Source organism: Nocardioides furvisabuli (genome assembly GCF_021083185.1).
GTDB classification, from domain to species: domain Bacteria; phylum Actinomycetota; class Actinomycetes; order Propionibacteriales; family Nocardioidaceae; genus Nocardioides; species Nocardioides furvisabuli.
This window is the reverse complement of the sequence record NZ_JAIGQB010000003.1, coordinates 152,556-169,492: the sequence shown is the minus strand read 5'-3', so window position 1 is coordinate 169,492 and position 16,937 is coordinate 152,556. Positions and strand designations below refer to the sequence as shown.

At 72.7% G+C, this 16,937-nt stretch carries 19 protein-coding genes; 14 read left to right on the top strand and 5 right to left on the bottom strand.

The annotated features are described in order from the left end of the window. The first annotated feature begins 27 nt into the window (after positions 1-27). From K4G59_RS07225 to K4G59_RS07200, 6 genes are all read left to right on the top strand, one after another. Positions 28-1,986, top strand: coding sequence for an acetyl/propionyl/methylcrotonyl-CoA carboxylase subunit alpha (locus tag K4G59_RS07225; RefSeq protein WP_231250295.1), 1,959 nt, complete (start codon positions 28-30; stop codon positions 1,984-1,986). After that, positions 1,979-2,920, top strand: a complete 942-nt coding sequence (locus K4G59_RS07220) for a hydroxymethylglutaryl-CoA lyase (RefSeq protein ID WP_231250294.1) — start codon at positions 1,979-1,981, stop codon at positions 2,918-2,920. The genes K4G59_RS07225 and K4G59_RS07220 overlap by 8 nt, the downstream gene beginning before the upstream one ends. An 80-nt stretch (positions 2,921-3,000) precedes the next feature. After that, a complete protein-coding gene (locus K4G59_RS07215; RefSeq protein WP_231250293.1) occupies positions 3,001-4,086 on the top strand; it encodes a hypothetical protein in 1,086 nt (361 codons plus the stop codon). After that, a complete protein-coding gene (locus tag K4G59_RS07210) occupies positions 4,083-5,201 on the top strand; it encodes a hypothetical protein (RefSeq protein WP_231250292.1) in 1,119 nt (372 codons plus the stop codon). The genes K4G59_RS07215 and K4G59_RS07210 overlap by 4 nt, the downstream gene beginning before the upstream one ends. Continuing rightward, the gene (locus K4G59_RS07205; protein ID WP_231250291.1) at positions 5,198-6,394 is read left to right on the top strand and encodes a hypothetical protein; all 1,197 of its coding nucleotides are present in this window, start codon (positions 5,198-5,200) and stop codon (positions 6,392-6,394) included. The genes K4G59_RS07210 and K4G59_RS07205 overlap by 4 nt, the downstream gene beginning before the upstream one ends. Before the next feature lie 62 nt (positions 6,395-6,456). Continuing rightward, positions 6,457-7,020, top strand: a complete 564-nt coding sequence (locus K4G59_RS07200; protein WP_231250290.1) for a GNAT family N-acetyltransferase — start codon at positions 6,457-6,459, stop codon at positions 7,018-7,020. 4 nt (positions 7,021-7,024) lie between these two features. On the opposite strand, the gene K4G59_RS07195 is transcribed toward K4G59_RS07200, so the two are convergent. Beyond that, positions 7,025-7,702, bottom strand: coding sequence for an EcsC family protein (locus tag K4G59_RS07195; protein WP_231250289.1), 678 nt, complete (start codon positions 7,700-7,702; stop codon positions 7,025-7,027). Between the two features lie 71 nt (positions 7,703-7,773). Between K4G59_RS07195 and aat the strand changes: the two genes are divergently transcribed. The 3 genes from aat to K4G59_RS07180 all read left to right on the top strand — a co-directional run bounded on the left by aat (position 7,774) and on the right by K4G59_RS07180 (position 9,479). Further along, positions 7,774-8,460, top strand: coding sequence for a leucyl/phenylalanyl-tRNA--protein transferase (gene aat, locus K4G59_RS07190; RefSeq protein ID WP_308189374.1), 687 nt, complete (start codon positions 7,774-7,776; stop codon positions 8,458-8,460). Between the two features lie 71 nt (positions 8,461-8,531). Beyond that, positions 8,532-9,014, top strand: a complete 483-nt coding sequence (locus K4G59_RS07185) for a hypothetical protein (RefSeq protein ID WP_231250288.1) — start codon at positions 8,532-8,534, stop codon at positions 9,012-9,014. A 75-nt stretch (positions 9,015-9,089) separates the two neighbouring features. Further along, positions 9,090-9,479, top strand: coding sequence for a hypothetical protein (locus tag K4G59_RS07180; protein WP_231250287.1), 390 nt, complete (start codon positions 9,090-9,092; stop codon positions 9,477-9,479). A 100-nt stretch (positions 9,480-9,579) separates the two neighbouring features. Here the strand turns inward: K4G59_RS07180 and K4G59_RS07175 are convergent, their stop codons facing one another. After that, on the bottom strand, positions 9,580-10,461 hold the full coding sequence (locus K4G59_RS07175) for an Fpg/Nei family DNA glycosylase (protein WP_231250286.1): 882 nt from the start codon (positions 10,459-10,461) through the stop codon (positions 9,580-9,582). A 369-nt stretch (positions 10,462-10,830) separates the two neighbouring features. Between K4G59_RS07175 and K4G59_RS07170 the strand changes: the two genes are divergently transcribed. Further along, the gene (locus tag K4G59_RS07170) at positions 10,831-12,027 is read left to right on the top strand and encodes an ATP-binding protein (RefSeq protein ID WP_231250285.1); all 1,197 of its coding nucleotides are present in this window, start codon (positions 10,831-10,833) and stop codon (positions 12,025-12,027) included. A 3-nt stretch (positions 12,028-12,030) separates the two neighbouring features. On the opposite strand, the gene K4G59_RS07165 is transcribed toward K4G59_RS07170, so the two are convergent. Next, a complete protein-coding gene (locus K4G59_RS07165) occupies positions 12,031-13,440 on the bottom strand; it encodes a dihydrolipoyl dehydrogenase family protein (protein ID WP_231250284.1) in 1,410 nt (469 codons plus the stop codon). A 185-nt stretch (positions 13,441-13,625) separates the two neighbouring features. Here K4G59_RS07165 and K4G59_RS07160 point away from each other — a divergent pair, with 185 nt between their 5' ends. After that, positions 13,626-14,627, top strand: coding sequence for a TerC/Alx family metal homeostasis membrane protein (locus K4G59_RS07160; RefSeq protein WP_231250283.1), 1,002 nt, complete (start codon positions 13,626-13,628; stop codon positions 14,625-14,627). Between the two features lie 296 nt (positions 14,628-14,923). Next, entirely contained in the window at positions 14,924-15,139 is a 216-nt protein-coding gene (locus K4G59_RS07155; RefSeq protein WP_231250282.1) for a hypothetical protein, read from the top strand. Positions 15,140-15,194: 55 nt separating this feature from the next. Here the strand turns inward: K4G59_RS07155 and K4G59_RS07150 are convergent, their stop codons facing one another. Next, on the bottom strand, positions 15,195-15,704 hold the full coding sequence (locus K4G59_RS07150) for a hypothetical protein (RefSeq protein ID WP_231250281.1): 510 nt from the start codon (positions 15,702-15,704) through the stop codon (positions 15,195-15,197). A 150-nt stretch (positions 15,705-15,854) separates the two neighbouring features. Here K4G59_RS07150 and K4G59_RS07145 point away from each other — a divergent pair, with 150 nt between their 5' ends. Together K4G59_RS07145 and K4G59_RS07140 are read left to right on the top strand one after the other, a co-directional pair. Beyond that, positions 15,855-16,142, top strand: coding sequence for a DUF2087 domain-containing protein (locus K4G59_RS07145; RefSeq protein ID WP_231250280.1), 288 nt, complete (start codon positions 15,855-15,857; stop codon positions 16,140-16,142). After that, entirely contained in the window at positions 16,139-16,480 is a 342-nt protein-coding gene (locus tag K4G59_RS07140; protein WP_231250279.1) for a UBP-type zinc finger domain-containing protein, read from the top strand. The genes K4G59_RS07145 and K4G59_RS07140 overlap by 4 nt, the downstream gene beginning before the upstream one ends. Before the next feature lie 9 nt (positions 16,481-16,489). Here the strand turns inward: K4G59_RS07140 and K4G59_RS07135 are convergent, their stop codons facing one another. After that, positions 16,490-16,909 (bottom strand): DUF2177 family protein, encoded by a 420-nt coding sequence (locus K4G59_RS07135; protein ID WP_231250278.1) that lies wholly within the window; start codon positions 16,907-16,909, stop codon positions 16,490-16,492. Positions 16,910-16,937: the final 28 nt, after the last annotated feature.

Below are 16,937 nucleotides of genomic sequence, written 5' to 3'. Positions count from 1 at the left end.
TCGAAACCCCCTGATGGGAATGAGCTGATGAGAACGTTGCTGATCGCCAACCGCGGCGAGATCGCCCTGCGGGTCATGCGGACGGCGCGACGCCTCGGCTGGGCCTGCGTCGCGATCCACACCGACCTCGACGCCGACGCGCCGCACGTGCGTGCCGCCGACCGCGCGGTGCGGGTCTCGTCCTACCTCGACATCGACGCGGTGGTCGCCGCCGCACGCGAGTCGGGGGCCGGCTTCGTCCACCCCGGCTACGGCTTCCTGTCCGAGCGGGCGCAGTTCGCCCGAGCGCTGGCCGGGGCGGGCATCACCCTGGTCGGTCCGTCGGGTGAGGTGATGGACGCGATGGGGCGCAAGGACGCCGCGCGCGAGGTGGCGCTCGCCGCCGGCGTACCGGTGGTGCCGTCCTGGTCCCTCGACGACGACCCGGCCGCCTACTCCTACCCCGTCCTGGTCAAGGCCGCGGCCGGCGGTGGCGGCAAGGGGATGCGCGTGGTGCGCTCGCCCGCCGACTACGCAGAGGCCTTCGCCGCCGCCCAGCGCGAGGCGCAGTCGTCCTTCGGCGACGACACGATCCTGGTGGAGAAGTACGTCGAGTCCGGACGCCACGTCGAGGTGCAGGTGATGGGCGACTCCCACGGCACCGTGCTGCACTTCTTCGAGCGTGACTGCTCCACCCAGCGCCGGCACCAGAAGGTGCTGGAGGAGGCTCCCGCCCCGACCATCAGCGACGAGCAGCGCGCGGCGATCACGTCGTCCGCGGTCGCGCTGGCCGAGCAGTGCGGCTACACCGGCGCGGGGACCGTGGAGTTCCTGCTCGACAACGTCACGGGCGAGTTCTACTTCCTCGAGATGAACACTCGCCTCCAGGTCGAGCACCCGGTCACCGAGGAGGTCGTCCGCGTCGACGGCGGGCGCGTGGACCTCGTCGAGCTGCAGCTGCGGGTCGCGACGGGCGAGCCGCTGGGCATCGACCAGTCGCAGGTCACGCTCGAGGGACACGCCATCGAGGCCCGGGTCTACGCCGAGGACTCCTTCCGCGGCTTCCTGCCCCAGGCGGGGCGCACGTCGATCGTGAGGTGGCCGCACTCGCTGGTCGAGGAAGGCGCGCAGCGCCTGTCACGAGAACCGGTCGTCCGCGTCGACCACGCCCTCGAGCCGGGGCAGGAGGTCTCCACCTCCTACGACCCGATGCTCGGCAAGGTCATCGCCTGGGGCGCCGACCGCGAGGCTGCCCGCACCGCGCTCGTGGGCGCGCTCGACGACACGGCGATCCTCGGCATCACCACCAACACCGGCTTCCTCCGCACGCTCGCAGCCTCGGACGACTTCCGCGACGCCACCATCGACACGGCCTGGCTCGACCGCCACGAGGTGCCCGAGCCCGACGGCTCGGTGGCGTTGGTGCTGGCCGCCTGGACCGAGGTGCTGCTCGACACGATGCCCGGCTCGCGCCACGGTGGCAGCGGCCCCTGGCGCTCCGACGGCTGGCGGATGGGCGGGGACCCGGCCGCCGACACGGTGGTCCTCGGCGACGCCCACGTCGTCGTCGACCGGCACCGCGGACAGGTCTCGCACGCCGGCGCCACCCACGACGTACGCCTGGTGTCGGCGCAGGACCACGCGGCGCACCTGCTCGTCGACGGGGTGGCCGAGCACGCGGTGCTCGACGTGCGTCGAGACGTCGTCGACGTCGTGCACCGCGGTCAACGGTGGGTGTGGGAGCGGCCCGACCCCTTCGCCGACCACGCCGCCGCGGCGGGCGACGGCACGCTGCTCGCCCCGATGCCCGGGACCGTGCTCGCGGTCCACGTCGCCGAGGGCCAAACGGTGGCGGAGGGGGAGACACTGGGGGTGATGGAGGCGATGAAGATGGAGCTCGCGCTCAAGGCGCCCTTCGCCGGCACGGTCACCTCGGTCGGCGCGGTCACCGGGGACCTCGTCAAGCTCGGTGCCGCCCTCTTCGTCGTGGAGGCCACCGATGACTGACCTGCCCATGACCGTGCGCGCCGACGGCCTCCCGTCGGCCGTCACTATCTACGAGGTCGGCCCCCGCGACGGCCTCCAGAACGAGCAGGCGATCGTGCCGGTCGAGGTCAAGGCGGAGTTCGTGCGCCGTCTCGTGGCCGCCGGCCTCCCGGTCGTCGAGGCCACCTCCTTCGTCCACCCGAGATGGGTGCCGCAGCTCGCGGACGCCGCGGAGCTGATGGCCGACCTGGGCGAGGCCGGGCGCCACCTGCCGGTCCTGGTGCCCAACGAGCGCGGGCTCGACCGGGCACTCGAGCTCGGCCTGGAGCACATCGCGATCTTCGGCAGTGCCACCGAGACCTTCGCCGCGAAGAACCTCAACCGCACCTTCGACGAGCAGTTCGCGATGTTCGGGCCCACTGTCGCCCGGGCCCGCGCGGCCGGGATGGACGTGCGGGCCTACGTGTCGATGTGCTTCGGCGACCCGTGGGAGGGCGCGGTGCCCATCGAGCAGGTCGTCACCGCCGGCACCCGCCTGCTCGACCTCGGCGCCTCCCAGCTCAGCCTCGGCGACACGATCGGCGTGGCCACCGCCGGGCACGTGAAGGCGCTCGTCGCGGCGTTCGCGGACGCCGGTGTCGGCACCGACCGGCTGGCGATGCACTTCCACGACACCTACGGCCAGGCGCTGGCCAACACGTTCTCCGCGCTCCAGGCCGGCATCACCACCTTCGACGCCAGCGCCGGCGGCCTCGGGGGCTGCCCCTATGCGAGGTCGGCGACCGGCAACCTCGCCACCGAGGACCTGGTGTGGATGCTGACCGGTCTCGGGGTCGACCACGGGGTCGACCTCGACGCCGTGGTCGAGACCAGCGTGTGGATGGCCGGCCGGCTGGGCCGCCCGAGCCCGAGCGCCGTCGTACGGGCCCTCGGCGCCGCAGCAGCGCCCCGGTAGTCCACCGGGATGTGGTCCTCCGGCGGGTCGCAGGACGGCCATGTCCCGGTGGACTACCCGGCTCGGGCACAATCAGCGCCATGAGCCGCGTCGTCCACCTCCACATCGGGGCACCCAAGACCGGGACGACCTACCTCCAGGACCGGCTGCTGCTCAACACCTCGTCGTTGGCGCGGCACGGAGTGACCGTCCCGAGCACGCGCGGCGGTCGCTCGGACATGTTCCACTTCCGCGCGGCGCTCGACCTGCTCGAGCAGGACTGGGGCGGTGCGCCCGGGCACGCCAGGGGCGCCTGGGAGGCGATGGTCAAGCGGGTCAACCGCTCGGACGGCAACGTGGTGATCAGCCACGAGATCCTCGCCGGCGCCAAGCCGGACAAGATCGCCAAGGCGATGAACGACCTGGCCGGCAACGAGGTCCACATCGTCTACTCCGCGCGCGACCTCGGGCGCCAGCTGCCCGCTGCGTGGCAGGAGTCGATCAAGCAGGGGCGCAAGTGGCCCTTCCGCCGCTTCCTCAACAAGGTCGAGCGCGGCCAGACGTGGTTCTTCAACGCGATGGACCTGCCGCGGGTGCTGTCGCAGTGGGGCGCCAAGCTCCCGCCCGAGCGCGTGCACGTCGTCACCGTGCCCCACGACCGCGGGCCCAACGGCGACGAGCTGTGGCTGCGCTTCTGCCGCGCCTTCAGCATCGACCCGGACTGGGCCCCCCTCGACTCCGAGCGCGACAACCGCTCGCTCGGCATCGCCGAGACGTCCCTGCTGCGCAAGCTCAACCGCCGCCTCGAGCTCGGCGTGTGGCGCGAGCCGGCCTACGACAACCTCATCCGCGAGGTCCTCGCGCAGGAGGTGCTGGTCTCGCGCACCGCGGTCCCGGTGCGCCTGCCCCCCGAGCGCTACGCCTTTGCCGAGGAGCGCGCGGACCTGTGGATCGAGTGGATCAGGGGCAGCGGGGTCGACGTCATCGGCGACGTGGAGGACCTGCGGCCGCGCCGTCCCGCCGAGGGCGAGGACTGGAAGAACCCCGACCGGGTCCGCGCGAAGCTCGAGCTCGGGGCAGCGCTCGACGCGCTGACCGTGATGACCCAGGAGGCCGCCAACCGCGCCTCCGCCGACACGGTGAGCGGCCGGATCCGCGAGACCGCGCGTCGGCTGCGCGACCGTTGACCGGCGACTCCTCCGCCTCGGCGGCGGGCTGGGTCGAGCACCTCCGGCAGGGAGGTACGACGCCCTGGTCGGCGTGGCCGGACCGGACCGCACCCGCACCCGGGGCCGCACCGCTGCTGCCGGGCGCCCAGCAGCTCGAGCTGCTGCGCCGGATCAACCTCGCCCGGGGGTCCGCAGCGCCGGACCAGGGGCTCGCCGACCGGGTGCTGGCGACCACCGCCGCCGGGCGCGGCAAGGCCGACCTGCCGCTCCTCGGGCTGCCGACCACCGGCTTCGGCCCCGCACCGGTCGACCCCGCCACCGTCGGCGCGCACGAGCTGCTGCGCGTGGCGAGCGTCCTCGTCGCCGACGACCTGGTCGCGCTCGGCGCCGACCCCGCACCCGCGAGGTGGGCGCGGCCGTGGCGGCGTCGGTTCCGCCTGGTGGGCGATCCCGTGCTCGCCACCGGTCTGCGCGAGCACCTGCGCGGCCTCGGTCGGCCCGAGGGCGGACCGCGGCCCCACGTCGTCGCCCTCGGCGCGCCGCTCGACGAGCTCCTCGCCCGCACCTGGACCCAGCGCTGCTTCGAGCACGGCAGCAAGCCGTGGGCGGAGTGGCTGCGCTTCTGGCGCGAGCGCGACCAGCTGCCGGCCCGCGTCGACCTCGCCGACTCCGTACGCCGCTGGCACCCGCGGCGCCCCCTCGTCAGGGTGGTCACCGACCACGACCGCCTGCCCCGCGAGCTCGGCGTACGGTCCCTGCCGTCGTCCCTCGCGCGCGTCCCCGGGGCCGACCAGGCCGAGCTCGCACGCCGGGTGGCTGCGGTCGTGGGGCTGCGCGTGCCGACGGCCGAGCGGCCGTCGCTGATGCGGACGCTGCAGCGGCGCATCCCCGACAGCGGCGTCGCACCGGTCGGCGTACCTGCTCGCGAACGCGACTGGGTGGCCTCCTCCGCGGCCCGGATGACGCGCCAGCTGACGCGCGCTGGCTACCCTGTCGTCGGCGACCTCGCCGATCTCGCGCCGCGCAGCGCGCCCGCCGCGGTGACCGGTGCCGACGACGAGCAGGTCCTCGACCTGGCGATCAGGATGGTCGTCGACCCGGCATGGCGTACGGAGAGGCAGGTGCGGCAGTGAGCAGGAAGGTGCTGCTGCACGTGGGATGCCCCAAGACCGGCACGTCCTACCTCCAGGACGTGTTGTTCCGCAACCAGTCGCTGCTGCGCGAGCACGACCTCCTCTACGCCGCGGACCGCTTCGACGCCCACTTCCTCGCCGCGCTCGACCTGATGACGCTCCCGTGGGGGGGCATCGAGACCGAGGCCGTCGGCGCGTGGGACCGGCTCGCCGCGCAGGTGCGTGAGTGGCACGGCACCGCGATCATCAGCCACGAGATCTTCGCCCGCGCCACGCCGACCCAGGTCCGGCGGGCGCTGGACTCGCTCGGCGACGCCGAGGTCCACGTCGTGCTGTCGGCGCGCGACCTGGTGCGCCAGGTGCCGGCCGAGTGGCAGGAGAACGTCAAGCACCGCAGCCACATCACCTACGCCCGCTTCCTCGAGACCATCCGCGACCCCGCTCGCGAGTCGCGGATCGGGTCGTGGTTCTGGGCGGTGCAGGAGGTCCCCGACATCCTCGACCGCTGGGGCAGCTCGCTGCCTCCCGAGCGGGTCCACCTGGTCACGCTCCCGCCGTCGGGCTCCGACCGGGGTGAGCTCTGGCGCCGCTTCTCGCGCATCTTCGGCCTCGACGCCCTCCCACTGGACCTGACCGCGGAGCGGGAGAACCCGTCCCTCGGCGTCCCGGAGACGTCGCTGCTGCGCACCATCAACGAGCGCGTCACCTCGATCATCGCCCCGCCCGACTACCGCCCCCTCGTACGAGAGGTGCTGGCCCACCAGACCCTCTCGCGCGGCGTGGCCTCCGCACGGCTGGGACTGCCGCCCGACGCCCACGCCTGGGCCCGCGACCTGTCCCGCAGCTGGACGGCCGTGCTGGCCGAGCGCGGCTACGACGTCGTCGGCTCGCTCGACGACCTCCTCGGCCCCGAGCCAGGCCCCTTCGCCGACCCCGACACCACCACCGCCGCGGAGCTGCTGGCGCCGGCGCTCGACGCGATCAGCGCCCTGCTGGTGGAGGGCGCGCGGTTGCGGGCCGTGGAGGAGCGCCTGCACGAGGAGCTGCGCGAGGCCCGCGAGGAGCGGGACCACGCGCGCGCCACGCCGTCCTACCGGGTCCGGCGCAAGGTGGTGACCACCCTCGAGGACAGCCCCGCGGGGCGCGGGACGCTCGACGCCTACCGGCGCGCGAAGGGCCGGATCCGCGGCTGAACCCGCCTCCGGCCGCGGAAACGGCCGTGCGTGGGACGGTGGGTGTGTGCGAGGGTCCCGCCGTGCCCTCCAGCCCCTGGCCCGTCCGCTCCGGCGACCTGCTCCTCCGCGACCCCGTGGAGGCGGACGTCGAGGCGTTGCTGTCCTTCCGCAACGACCCGCTGGTCAACCACTTCATGGTCCGCGCCCACGTCGACCCCGACGACCTGCGCCGAGAGCTCGTCGCCGTCGCGGACAGCCCGACCGCCTTCTCCTGCGTCGTCGAGCGTGACGGCGCGGTCGTGGCGATCGGCTTCCTCGACGTCGTCGACGGGCCGGGCCAGCCGGGCGTCCCCGACGGCACCGACGGACTCATCGGCTACGTCGTGGACCCGCGGTACGCCGGTCGGGGCATCGCGACGGCCACCGCCCGCGCGCTGCTCGGCGCCGCGTTCGAGGGCCTCGGGCTGCGCCGCGTGACGGCAGCGGCCAACGCGGACAACCACGCCTCGGTCGCGGTGCTCGAGAAGGCGGGGATGCGGCGCGAACGTCTCTCGCGTCAGTCCCTGTGGCACCACGAGCTCGGGTGGCTCGACGAGGTCGGCTACGCGCTCCTCGCCGAGGAGTGGGCGGCCCGCGGGAGGTGAGGCCTCAGCGCCGACGCACCAGCAGCTCGCGGTCGGCGTACCTCCCGACCTTCCAGGTCGCGAAGCCGTCCGCCCCGGCGCCGACGACGCCGCCGACCACCGGCACGCGGCGCCCGACCGTGGTCGCCAGCCGCTTGCCGACCACGCGGGTGAAGATGTCGGAGGCCACGACCGCGGAGATCGTGCCGTCGAGGCTGGGGTCGTGCACCGGCGCGGTGGCCAGGGCCATCGGCGTGGCGGGGAGCTTCTTCTTCTTCACCAGCTCGGTGACGTGCTCCTCGCCGAGCAGCAGCGCCAGGACCGCGTTGCGCACGCGCGGGTCGCTGAGGTCGTGACCGCGGAGGTGCGCGATGCCGGCGACCATCCGGCACTGGATGATCGCCAGGCCGGTCACGTTGGCCGGGATGGCCACCGCCATGGTCACGAGCCCACCGACGTTGGTGGCGAAGCCCTGCGCCCCGGCGATGCGGACGTTGTTCTCGATGACCTCGTGGATCGCGCGCTCGACGTCGCCGCGCTGCTCCGCGAGCTGCTTGTCGGCGGCCACCGCGGCAGGGGCGAGGGGGCCGACCCCGTCGATGGCGCGGTTGAGCGCCTCACGGACGAATCCGGTGCTCAACCCGGGGGTGAGCTCGGAGATCCTCGGCGCGAGCTGGCGTGCCACGGTCTGCTTCAGGCCCATGCCGCGATCGTACGGCGCCGGTCGCGACGTCCTCGCCGCGGCGCGAGAGGTCGTTCGCTACCGTGCGAAGCGTGCCCATCGCTCCCGCTCCGACACCGTGGGCGTTCCCGCACCACTCGACGTGGGACCCCGACGACGACCTGGTCGCCCTGGGCGCGGACCTGGAGGCCGGGACCCTCGTGACGGCGTACGCAGCCGGGCTCTTCCCGATGCCGGTCACCCTCGACGGTGACGAGCAGCTCGGATGGTTCTCGCCCGTCGAGCGCGGGGTGCTGCCGCTCGACGGGATGCGGGTGCCGCGCTCGCTGCGGCGCTCCGCGCGTGACTTCGAGATCCGCATCGACACCGCCTTCGACGAGGTGGTGGCGCAGTGCGGGCGCACCGACCGTCCCGACGGCTGGATCACCCCCGACTTCAAGCAGGCCTACGGTCGCCTGCACCGCCTCGGCTGGGCGCACTCCGTCGAGGCGTGGCGCGACGGACGGCTCGCCGGGGGGCTCTACGGCGTCGCCGTCGGGGGGCTGTTCGCGGGGGAGTCGATGTTCCACCACGAGCGCGACGCCTCCAAGGTCGCGCTGCTCGCCCTCGTGGACCTGCTGCAGGACCAGCACGCCGCGCACCGGGTGCTCGACGTGCAGTGGCAGACGCCGCACCTGGCCTCGCTGGGCGTCGTGAGCCGTCCGCGCGCGGAGTACCTCGAGGCGCTCGAGCGGGCCCTACGGGTGCCACTGCCCGACGCCTTGCGAATGGACGATTGACGCGACCCGCGCAAGGGTGGGCGCGAGTCACGACACCGCGACGCGTCCGCGTCCGATCGAAGGGGTACCCCATGAACGTCCGCGCCCGCCTCGCCCTGACCAGCACCGTGCTGCTCGTCGGCGCCACCACCTCTGCCTGCGGCGGCGGAGCGCCGGCCGACGCCAGTGAAAAGGACTTCTGCGACACCCAGAGCAGCCTGTTCGACGACCTGCTGCCCGAGGACATGGCCAATCCCGAGCTCCCCAGCAACGAGGAGATGGCGCGGGCGGTCAAGGACTGGGGCCAGGAGCTGGAGGAGATCGGGACCCCCGACGGCATCTCCGACGACGCCCGCGCCGGCTTCGAGCAGCTCGTCGAGCAGGCGGGCGAGATCGACGCCGCCGACTTCACCATCGACCAGCTCGAGGAGCTCGAGCAGGGCGGCGCGGACGCCTCGAAGGCCGCGCAGCGCCAGGCCGAGGCCTTCGCCGACTACCTCACCGAGACCTGCGGCAACCCGCTCGACGGCATCGAGATGCCCGAGATGCCCGAGATGCCCGGGGCCACCGAGTGAGGGCGGGACGGGGTTCGGCGTACGCAGGTGTGCCTGCCGCCCGGGGAGTAGCATCGAGGAAGGGAGGCGAAGGCCATGGCGATCACGCGTGAGGGCAGGATCTGTTCGTTCTGCGGGACGCAGGGGGGACCCGGCACCGATGTGCCGCTGATCGGCGGGCTCGGCGCGCAGATCTGCCGCGGTTGCGTCGACGACTTCCACACCATGGTCCACGACCCGGCGCAGCTCGCCGAGGCGCGTGGGACCTTCCCGTGGGAGCGGATGAGCGACACCGAGGTGCTCGCCGCGCTCCCGATGATCCTGGCCTCGGCCGAGCAGAACCAGTCCTTCGCGCACGAGTGGGTCGACCTGCTCCGCGCCCGCAAGATCTCCTGGGCCGAGATCGGCCGCACCCTCGGGGTGTCCCGCCAGGCAGCCTGGGAGAGGTTCTCCCGCAAATCCGGCGACAAGCGCGCCACCGCGTGAGAAGATCTGGCCTGCGTCAAGGTATGCTTGACGGCAGTAGGTGTCGGGCGGGCTTCACGGGGGTGAGTCCGACCGGCACCTTCTCTGCGTCCCGTGAGGGCTACTTCAGCAGCTTCGACATGCGCCGGTCCGCCAGCGGCTTGCCACCGGTCTGACACGTCGCGCAGTACTGCAGGCTCGAGTCCGCGAAGGACACCTCGCGCACGACGTCGCCGCAGACCGGGCAGGCCTGGCCGGTGCGGCCGTGGACCGCGAGGTTGCTCTTCTTCTCGCCCTTGAGCTCGCTCGCTGCCAGCCCGCTCGAGCGCTGGACGGCGTCGCCCAGGGTGCCGCGGATGGCGGCGTACAACGTCTCGAGGTCGTCGTCCTCGAGGCTGCTGGCGGGCTTGAAGGGCGACATCCGCGCGGCGTGGAGGATCTCGTCGGAGTAGGCGTTGCCGATGCCGGCGATGATGGACTGCATCCGCATCACGCCCTTGATCTGCTTGCGTCCCTCCGCCTCGAGGATCCCGCGCAGCACCTCGATCGTGAAGTCGTCGGAGAGCGGGTCCGGTCCCAGCCGCGCGATGCCCTCGACCTGCTGCGGGTCGCGCACGACGTAGATCGCGAGGCCCTTGCGGGTGCCGGCCTCGGTGATGTCGAGCCCCGGCTGCGTGTCGAGGTCGGGGTCGTCGACGACCACGCGCGCGGCCAGCGGGTTCTTGCTGTTGGGCCTGGCGGGCAGCGCCGGCACCTCGTCGCGCCAACGGATCCAGCCGGCGCGGGCGAGGTGGATGACGAGGTGGACCCCGCTGGCGTCGATGTCGAGGAACTTGCCGTGGCGGGTCACGTCCTCGACGAGCGTGCCGTGCAGGGCGTGCAGCGGCGGGTCGAAGGTCTTGAGGGCACTGAAGGCGGCGAGGTCGACGCGACTGATCGCGCGACCGACCAGGCGGCCGCGCAGGTCCTGGACGAGGGCTTCGACCTCGGGCAGCTCGGGCACGAGGGCGAGTCTAGGCCTGCCCCTTGCTCGGCACGGCCGAGTGCGCCGCGTCACCATGGGACATGGCTCCGCAGCGCACGCCTCGCACCGGGACGGTCTTCCTCGACCCCCGCGGCGAGGACCTGGTCGCTCTCCTGCGGCGCGGGCTCGACGAGGCGTACGCCGCGCGCGGGAGGTCGGGCCGAGTCGGGCGGGGTGAGGGCCGGTCGCGTTGCTTTCCCCGGGTACCCGGGGAAAGTGGAGGTTCCAGTGCGAAGTCTCGGGGGTGAGGCTCCAGTTTCCCCGGGTGACCGGGGATCCCGAGAATCCCGACTCGCGGAATATCCAGCAATCTAAGGCCCGGCCTAGATTCCCCGATACCGTCTGATCGTGGACCCGATCCGGAACCCGTACGCCCCTGGCGCGGGACAGCGCCCTCCCGAGCTGGCCGGTCGCGACGAGCAGCTCGCCGCCTTCGAGGTCGTGCTCGAGCGCGTCGCCAAGGGGCGCCCCGAGCGCAGCCTCGTGCTGACCGGGCTGCGCGGCGTCGGCAAGACCGTCCTGCTCAACGCGCTGCGCGGTGCCGCCGTACGCAAGGGGTGGGGAACCGGCAAGCTCGAGGCCCGGCCGGGGCAGGGCCTGCGGCGCCCTCTCAGCAGCGCCCTGCACCAAGCGGTGCGCGAGCTCGGCCATCGCGACGAGGACTCGGTCGACCACGTCCTCGGCGTGATCAAGTCCTTCGCCCACCGTGACGCCGGTGCCGCCGCGAAGCTCAAGGACCAGTGGAGCCCCGGCATCGACGCTCCCGCCGTCCGCGGGCGGGCCGACTCCGGTGACATCGAGATCGACCTCGTCGAGCTCTTCACCGACCTCGGCGGCCTGGCCGCCGACGTGGGCAAGGGCATCGGCATCTTCATCGACGAGATGCAGGACCTCGGCCCCGACGACATCTCGGCGCTGTGCGCGGCCTGCCACGAGCTGAGCCAGTCGGGCCTGCCCGTGATCGTGGTCGGCGCCGGCCTGCCGCACCTGCCCGCCGTGCTGAGCGCGAGCAAGTCCTACAGCGAGCGGCTCTTCCGCTACCAGCGCATCGACCGGCTCTCCCGCGAGGCGGCCGACCGTGCGCTCGAGGCGCCTGCCGCGGACGAGGACGCGGCGTACGCGGAGGATGCTCTGGCTGCGATGTACGACGCCACCGGCGGCTACCCCTACTTCATCCAGGCCTACGGCAAGGCCGTGTGGGACCTCGCCCCGCGATCGCCGATCACGGCTGCCGACGTCGCGGTCGCCGCGCCCGAGGCCGAGTCGGAGCTCGCGGTCGGTTTCTTCGGCTCACGCTACGAACGCGCGACGCCGGGGGAGCGCGACTACTTGATGGCGATGGCCGAGGTCGCGGCCGCGCAGGACGAGGCCGAGGGCGACGCGGTGCTCAGCGCGGACGTCGCGGCGAACCTCGGCAAGAAGCCGCAGTCGCTCTCCCCGGCGCGCGACTCCCTGCTCAAGAAGGGCCTCGTCTACTCCGGCGAACGCGGCCAGATCGCCTTCACCGTCCCCCACTTCGGGCGCTACCTGCGCGAGCGGGGCTGAGGGTCAGGCCGGCGTACGCAGCTCGCGCGGCAGCTCCTCGAGCAACCGCAGCCACAGCTCGGCGGCGGTGGGGTACGACGCCACGGCGTGGCGCAGCACGTGGACCGGCACCCCGCCGGTGATCGCGACCGTCGCGGCGTGCACCAGCTCGCCGGCCTCCGGTCCGACGAAGGTCGCGCCGAGCAGGAGCCTGGAGTCCGCGTCGACGACGAGCTGGGCGTGGCCGGCGACGTGGTCGCGCAGCAGGCTGGTGCCGGCGGCCGACGAGGTCGGCACGCGCGAGGTGACCACGTGGTGCCCCGCGTCGCGTGCCTGGGCCTCGGTGAGCCCCACGCTCGCGACCTCCGGGTCGCTGAAGACGACCTGCGGCACGGGCGCCTCGCGGTCCGGCTCCCACGCCACCTCGCCCGCGGCCGACGCAGCGATCCGGGCGCCCACCAGGCGCGCCTGGTGCTTGCCCCAGTGGGTCAGCGGCGGGCCGCCGCTGGCGTCGCCCACGGCGTGCAGCCACTCGGGCAACCGACCGCCGGTGACGTCGTCGGGCACGAGCCCGACGGAGTCCAGGCCGAGGTCGTCGAGCCGCGGCGCGCGCCCGATCGAGAGCAGCACCTCGTCGGCCTCGAGGTCGCCCGCCGAGGTGGTCAGGGTGACCGTGCTCCCGTGGATCCTGCCGACCCCGGTGGCTTCCGGGCCCTCACGGCGTACGCCGGTCACGTCGGTCCCCAGGAGCACGGTGACGCCCCGGCCGCGCAGGCCCTCCAGGACGGCCTCGCCGGCGAAGGGCTCGGTGCGCCCGAGCAGCCGTTGGTCGCGCACCACGAGGGTCACCTCGGAGCCGAGGGCCGACATCCAGATCGCGGCCTCGCAGGCGACGACCCCGCCGCCGATCACGACGAGGCGGTCCGGCACCTCGGTCACCGCGGTGGCGTCGCGGGAGTCCCACGGCAGGGCGTCGGCGTACATCTGCGGCACGTGGGCCGCGCTCCCGGTCGCGATCACCACCGCCCGGCGGGCCCGGACGGTGCGCTCGCCGTCGGACCCGGAGACGCGGACCGTCCGCTCGCCGGTCAGGCGGCCGTCGCCGCGGAGCACGGCGAGCCCGGCGCCTTCGGCCCAGGTGACCTGCCCGGCGTCGTCGTAGTGCGACACCCAGGCGTCGCGCCGCTCCAGCAGCGCCTTCGGCGCGACGTGGGCGGTCGTCACCCCTGGCAGGTCTGCGGTGAGGTCGGCGACGGCGATGGGGCGCAGCAGCGCCTTGCTCGGCATGCACGCCCAGTAGCTGCACTCCCCCCCGAGCAGCTCGCGCTCGACGATGACAGCGGTCATGTCGGTGCCCTCGACGGCGTACTGCGCGGCGTTCTCGCCCGCCGGTCCGCCGCCGATGACGATGACGTCGTACTCCAGCTCGTCCATGCCTGCGAGACTACGGTGCCCGAGCCGATTGACGATCACCTTGAGGGGTCAACTAGAATCTTCGGCGAGGGGAGTACCCCACCAACACTCGTCGGTCACTACGGCGCCTCAGCAGGCGCCCCGGCGAGCGGCCGATCGCAGCTCGCGGCGGGGGAGACCTCAGGAACTCGATCCTGAGGAGACCCATGACGTCCATCGCGTCCCCCACCCTGTGGTTCATCACCATCGGCGTGGTCGTCGCCCTGCTCGCCGTCGACTTCATCGCCACCCGCAAGCCGCACGAGGTCTCGATGAGGGAGGCCATCGCCTGGTCGGCGTTCTACGTCGCGTTGCCCCTGACGTTCGGCCTCTACGTCTGGAACGTCCACGGCGGCGACCGCGGTCTGGAGTACTACACCGGCTACCTGGTCGAGAAGACGTTGAGCGTCGACAACCTCTTCGTCTTCATGCTGCTGCTCGCAGCCTTCGCCGTCCCCGAGGTGCTCAAGCAGCGGGTGCTGCTCTACGGCATCATCGGTGCGCTCGTGCTGCGCGGCATCTTCATCGCCCTCGGCGCCGTTGCGCTCTCGCGCTTCGACTGGGTCTTCCTGGTCTTCGGCGCGATCCTTCTGCTCACTGGCGTCAAGCTGCTGCGTGACGCGATCCGCGGCCAGGAGCACGAGATCGTCGTCGCCGAGATGCGCGTGGTCAAGGTGATGCGCCGCTTCATGCCCGTCAGCGACGACTACGAGGGCGCGAAGTTCACCGTGGTCAAGGACGGCGCCCGGGCGCTGACGCCCTTCGCGCTCGTCACCGTGGCAGTCTTCGCCACCGACGTGGTCTTCGCCGTCGACTCGGTGCCGGCGGTCTACGGCATCACCGGTGACCCCTATCTCGTGTTCGTCACCAACGCCTTCGCCCTGCTCGGCCTGCGCGCGCTCTACTTCGTGCTCGAGGGTGCGCTCGGTGCGCTCGCGCACCTCAGCTACGGCCTTGCCGCGATCCTGGGGTTCATCGGCTTCAAGCTGGTCCTCCACTGGGCGCACCTCGTCTGGCCGTCGGTGCCGGACGTGCCGACCCTGGTGTCGTTGTACGTCATCGTCGGCATCCTGGCGGTCACGATCACGACCAGCCTGGTCGCGAACCGCCGCGCGAGGGCGAGGGCCGACCACGGTCTCGACGAGGACGCGCCGGTCGGCACGCGCTGACGGCCCCGCGGCTCACGCGCTGCCTCCGGTCTGGACCGCGTCCGGAGGCAGGGTCGCCCCGCACCCGCGACATGCACAGGGCCTCCACGCGTGGGTAATAACGACCCGGGACCTCTTGCGAGTTCCTATGGTCATTAGCAGAGGAAAGCGTGGGAGTTCGGGAGAAACGCCAAGGAATCATTGCCCAATCCAGAGGATCCGCCATGTTGCTTGATCTCCAAGTGGAAGATGTCCTGTCTCGCGGTGCAGAACTGCCCGTACGTCTGGCGCACGGGCAGATCTCCAGGACGGGCTTCGTGGAACGGGTGGACGACTCGGAGGTCCCGACGTTCGCGGTCCTGCGCGCCGAGCTCGGACTCCCCCGCGGCGACGAGCGTTGGTGGCCTGCTGGGGGGCGGCACCTGGAGACCCGTCCGCTCGTCCCGGCCGTGGTGGTGGCGAACCCGTCGCTCGACCTCATCGAGCGCACGCTCGCAGGGCTGCGCGCCTGGAAGCCGGCCGCTCAGGCCTGAACCTGCGCGGACGGCTTCCAGCGGGTGGCGGTCCCGGTCCGGCTCTGCCTGCCGGTCAGCAGCCGCAGGTGTAGTAGGTGATGTCCCAGTGGCTGCTCTCGCGGGCGTAGATGTTGCCCGAGGGGGCGCGGTACATCGTGGCGCCGTCCCCGCGCACGCCGTGGTAGGCGTAGCGGCTGGTGATGTAGTTCGACACGCAGGTGGTCGGGCGGACGTCCACCTTGTAGCCGTTCCAGTGGCTGTAGGTGCCCGACGCGTGGCCGGTCTCGGTGCCACCGGTGATCGTGATCGCGCAGCCGCTGATCGACTTGAAGGTCTTGATCCCGCTCACCGTCTCCTGGTTGATCTGGTCGTAGGACGTGCACGTCGAGACGTAGCGGTCGGTGCAGCCCCCGGTCGAGACACGGGTGATGCCGACGGCCGAGAGCTGGCTGGCCGCCTGTGCGTCGGTGAGCTTGGTGACGGCGTGCGAGGGTCCGGTGAGTCCGGCCACCGCGACGAGCGAGGTGAGGACGGCGAGCAGGCTGCGGACGAGACGTCCGGGCATGGGCAGGTGCATGGGCATGACTCCCTGGTCGTGGCGAGACCCCCGATGGCCTCGTCGCTGCCTCCACCTGAACCGATACCCCGCGCGGGGTCAACCCCGCCCGGATGAACTCGCAAAGTCTTTGCCCTCGCCGCTGAGTCTCCTCGGGCGCATCCGTGAGTCGCATCGTTGACGCCCGCTGCAGCGGCGCACCGGGAGGCGTACGACGCCGCGCGGGCCGAGCAGGAGCGGCTGGTGGGCCGCCTCTTCGCCGACGGCCGCATCGCGCGCGTGCCGGCGAAGCGGAAGGTGCGCGCGGCCGTGCTGCTCGAGGTGGTGCGTCGCTTCGAGCCCGGGCGCGTCTACTCCGAGCCCGAGGTGAACGACGTCCTGCTCGAGGCTACCCGGCTTCCTCGCCGGCTCCGGCTGACGCGCCTCTGGCACGTCCGACCGCGACGGGGCACGCTGGACCCATGACAGCAGGCATCGACCCCGGCGTCGCCCCGTCCGGTCCCGGCTGCGTCGAGTGCGAGGCCGCCGGCGGCTGGTGGGTGCACCTGCGCCGGTGCGCGCAGTGCGGCCACGTCGGCTGCTGCGACTCCAGCCCCTCGCAGCACGCGACCGCCCACTTCGAGGCGTCCGGCCACCCGGTCATGCAGAGCTACGAGCCGGGCGAGGACTGGTTCTGGGACTTCGAGCGCTCTGTCGGGGTGGTCGGGCCGCGGCTCGCCGACCCGCAGAGCCGTCCCGAGGACCAGCCCGCGCCCGGTCCCGCCGGCCGCGTGCCGGAGGACTGGCGCGACCACGTGCACTGACCGCGACGCTCAGCTGCTCGCGCGCGCCCACGCGGGCAGCCGCTGCGCGACAGCGTACGTCGTCACGGAGACGGTCGCCGCCAGGAACGTGCCCCACGCCAGGTCGATCGGGACGAGCGCAGCGGGGAAGTCTCGCAGGACCGCGAGGCTCGTGAGGTCCCAGGTGGCGTAGGTGACGAAGCCGAAGAAGCCTCCCGCGCCGACCGCGCGGCGCCACGAGCCCGCTGCGACCGCCGGGTGGATCACGAAGTAGAGCAGGCCGGCGATGAAGATCGCGTAGAAGACGACTGCCGCACCGACGTTCGGCGACGGCGCCAGCAGGTCGCCGAGGTGGCGCGCGTAGGTGTCCTCCGCGACCGTGCCGAGCCAGATGAGGTCGAGCACGGTGAAGACCACGGCGGCGACGGCGTACTGCGCGACCCAGGACATCTGCCCAGCATGGCACCCGGGCCCCGGC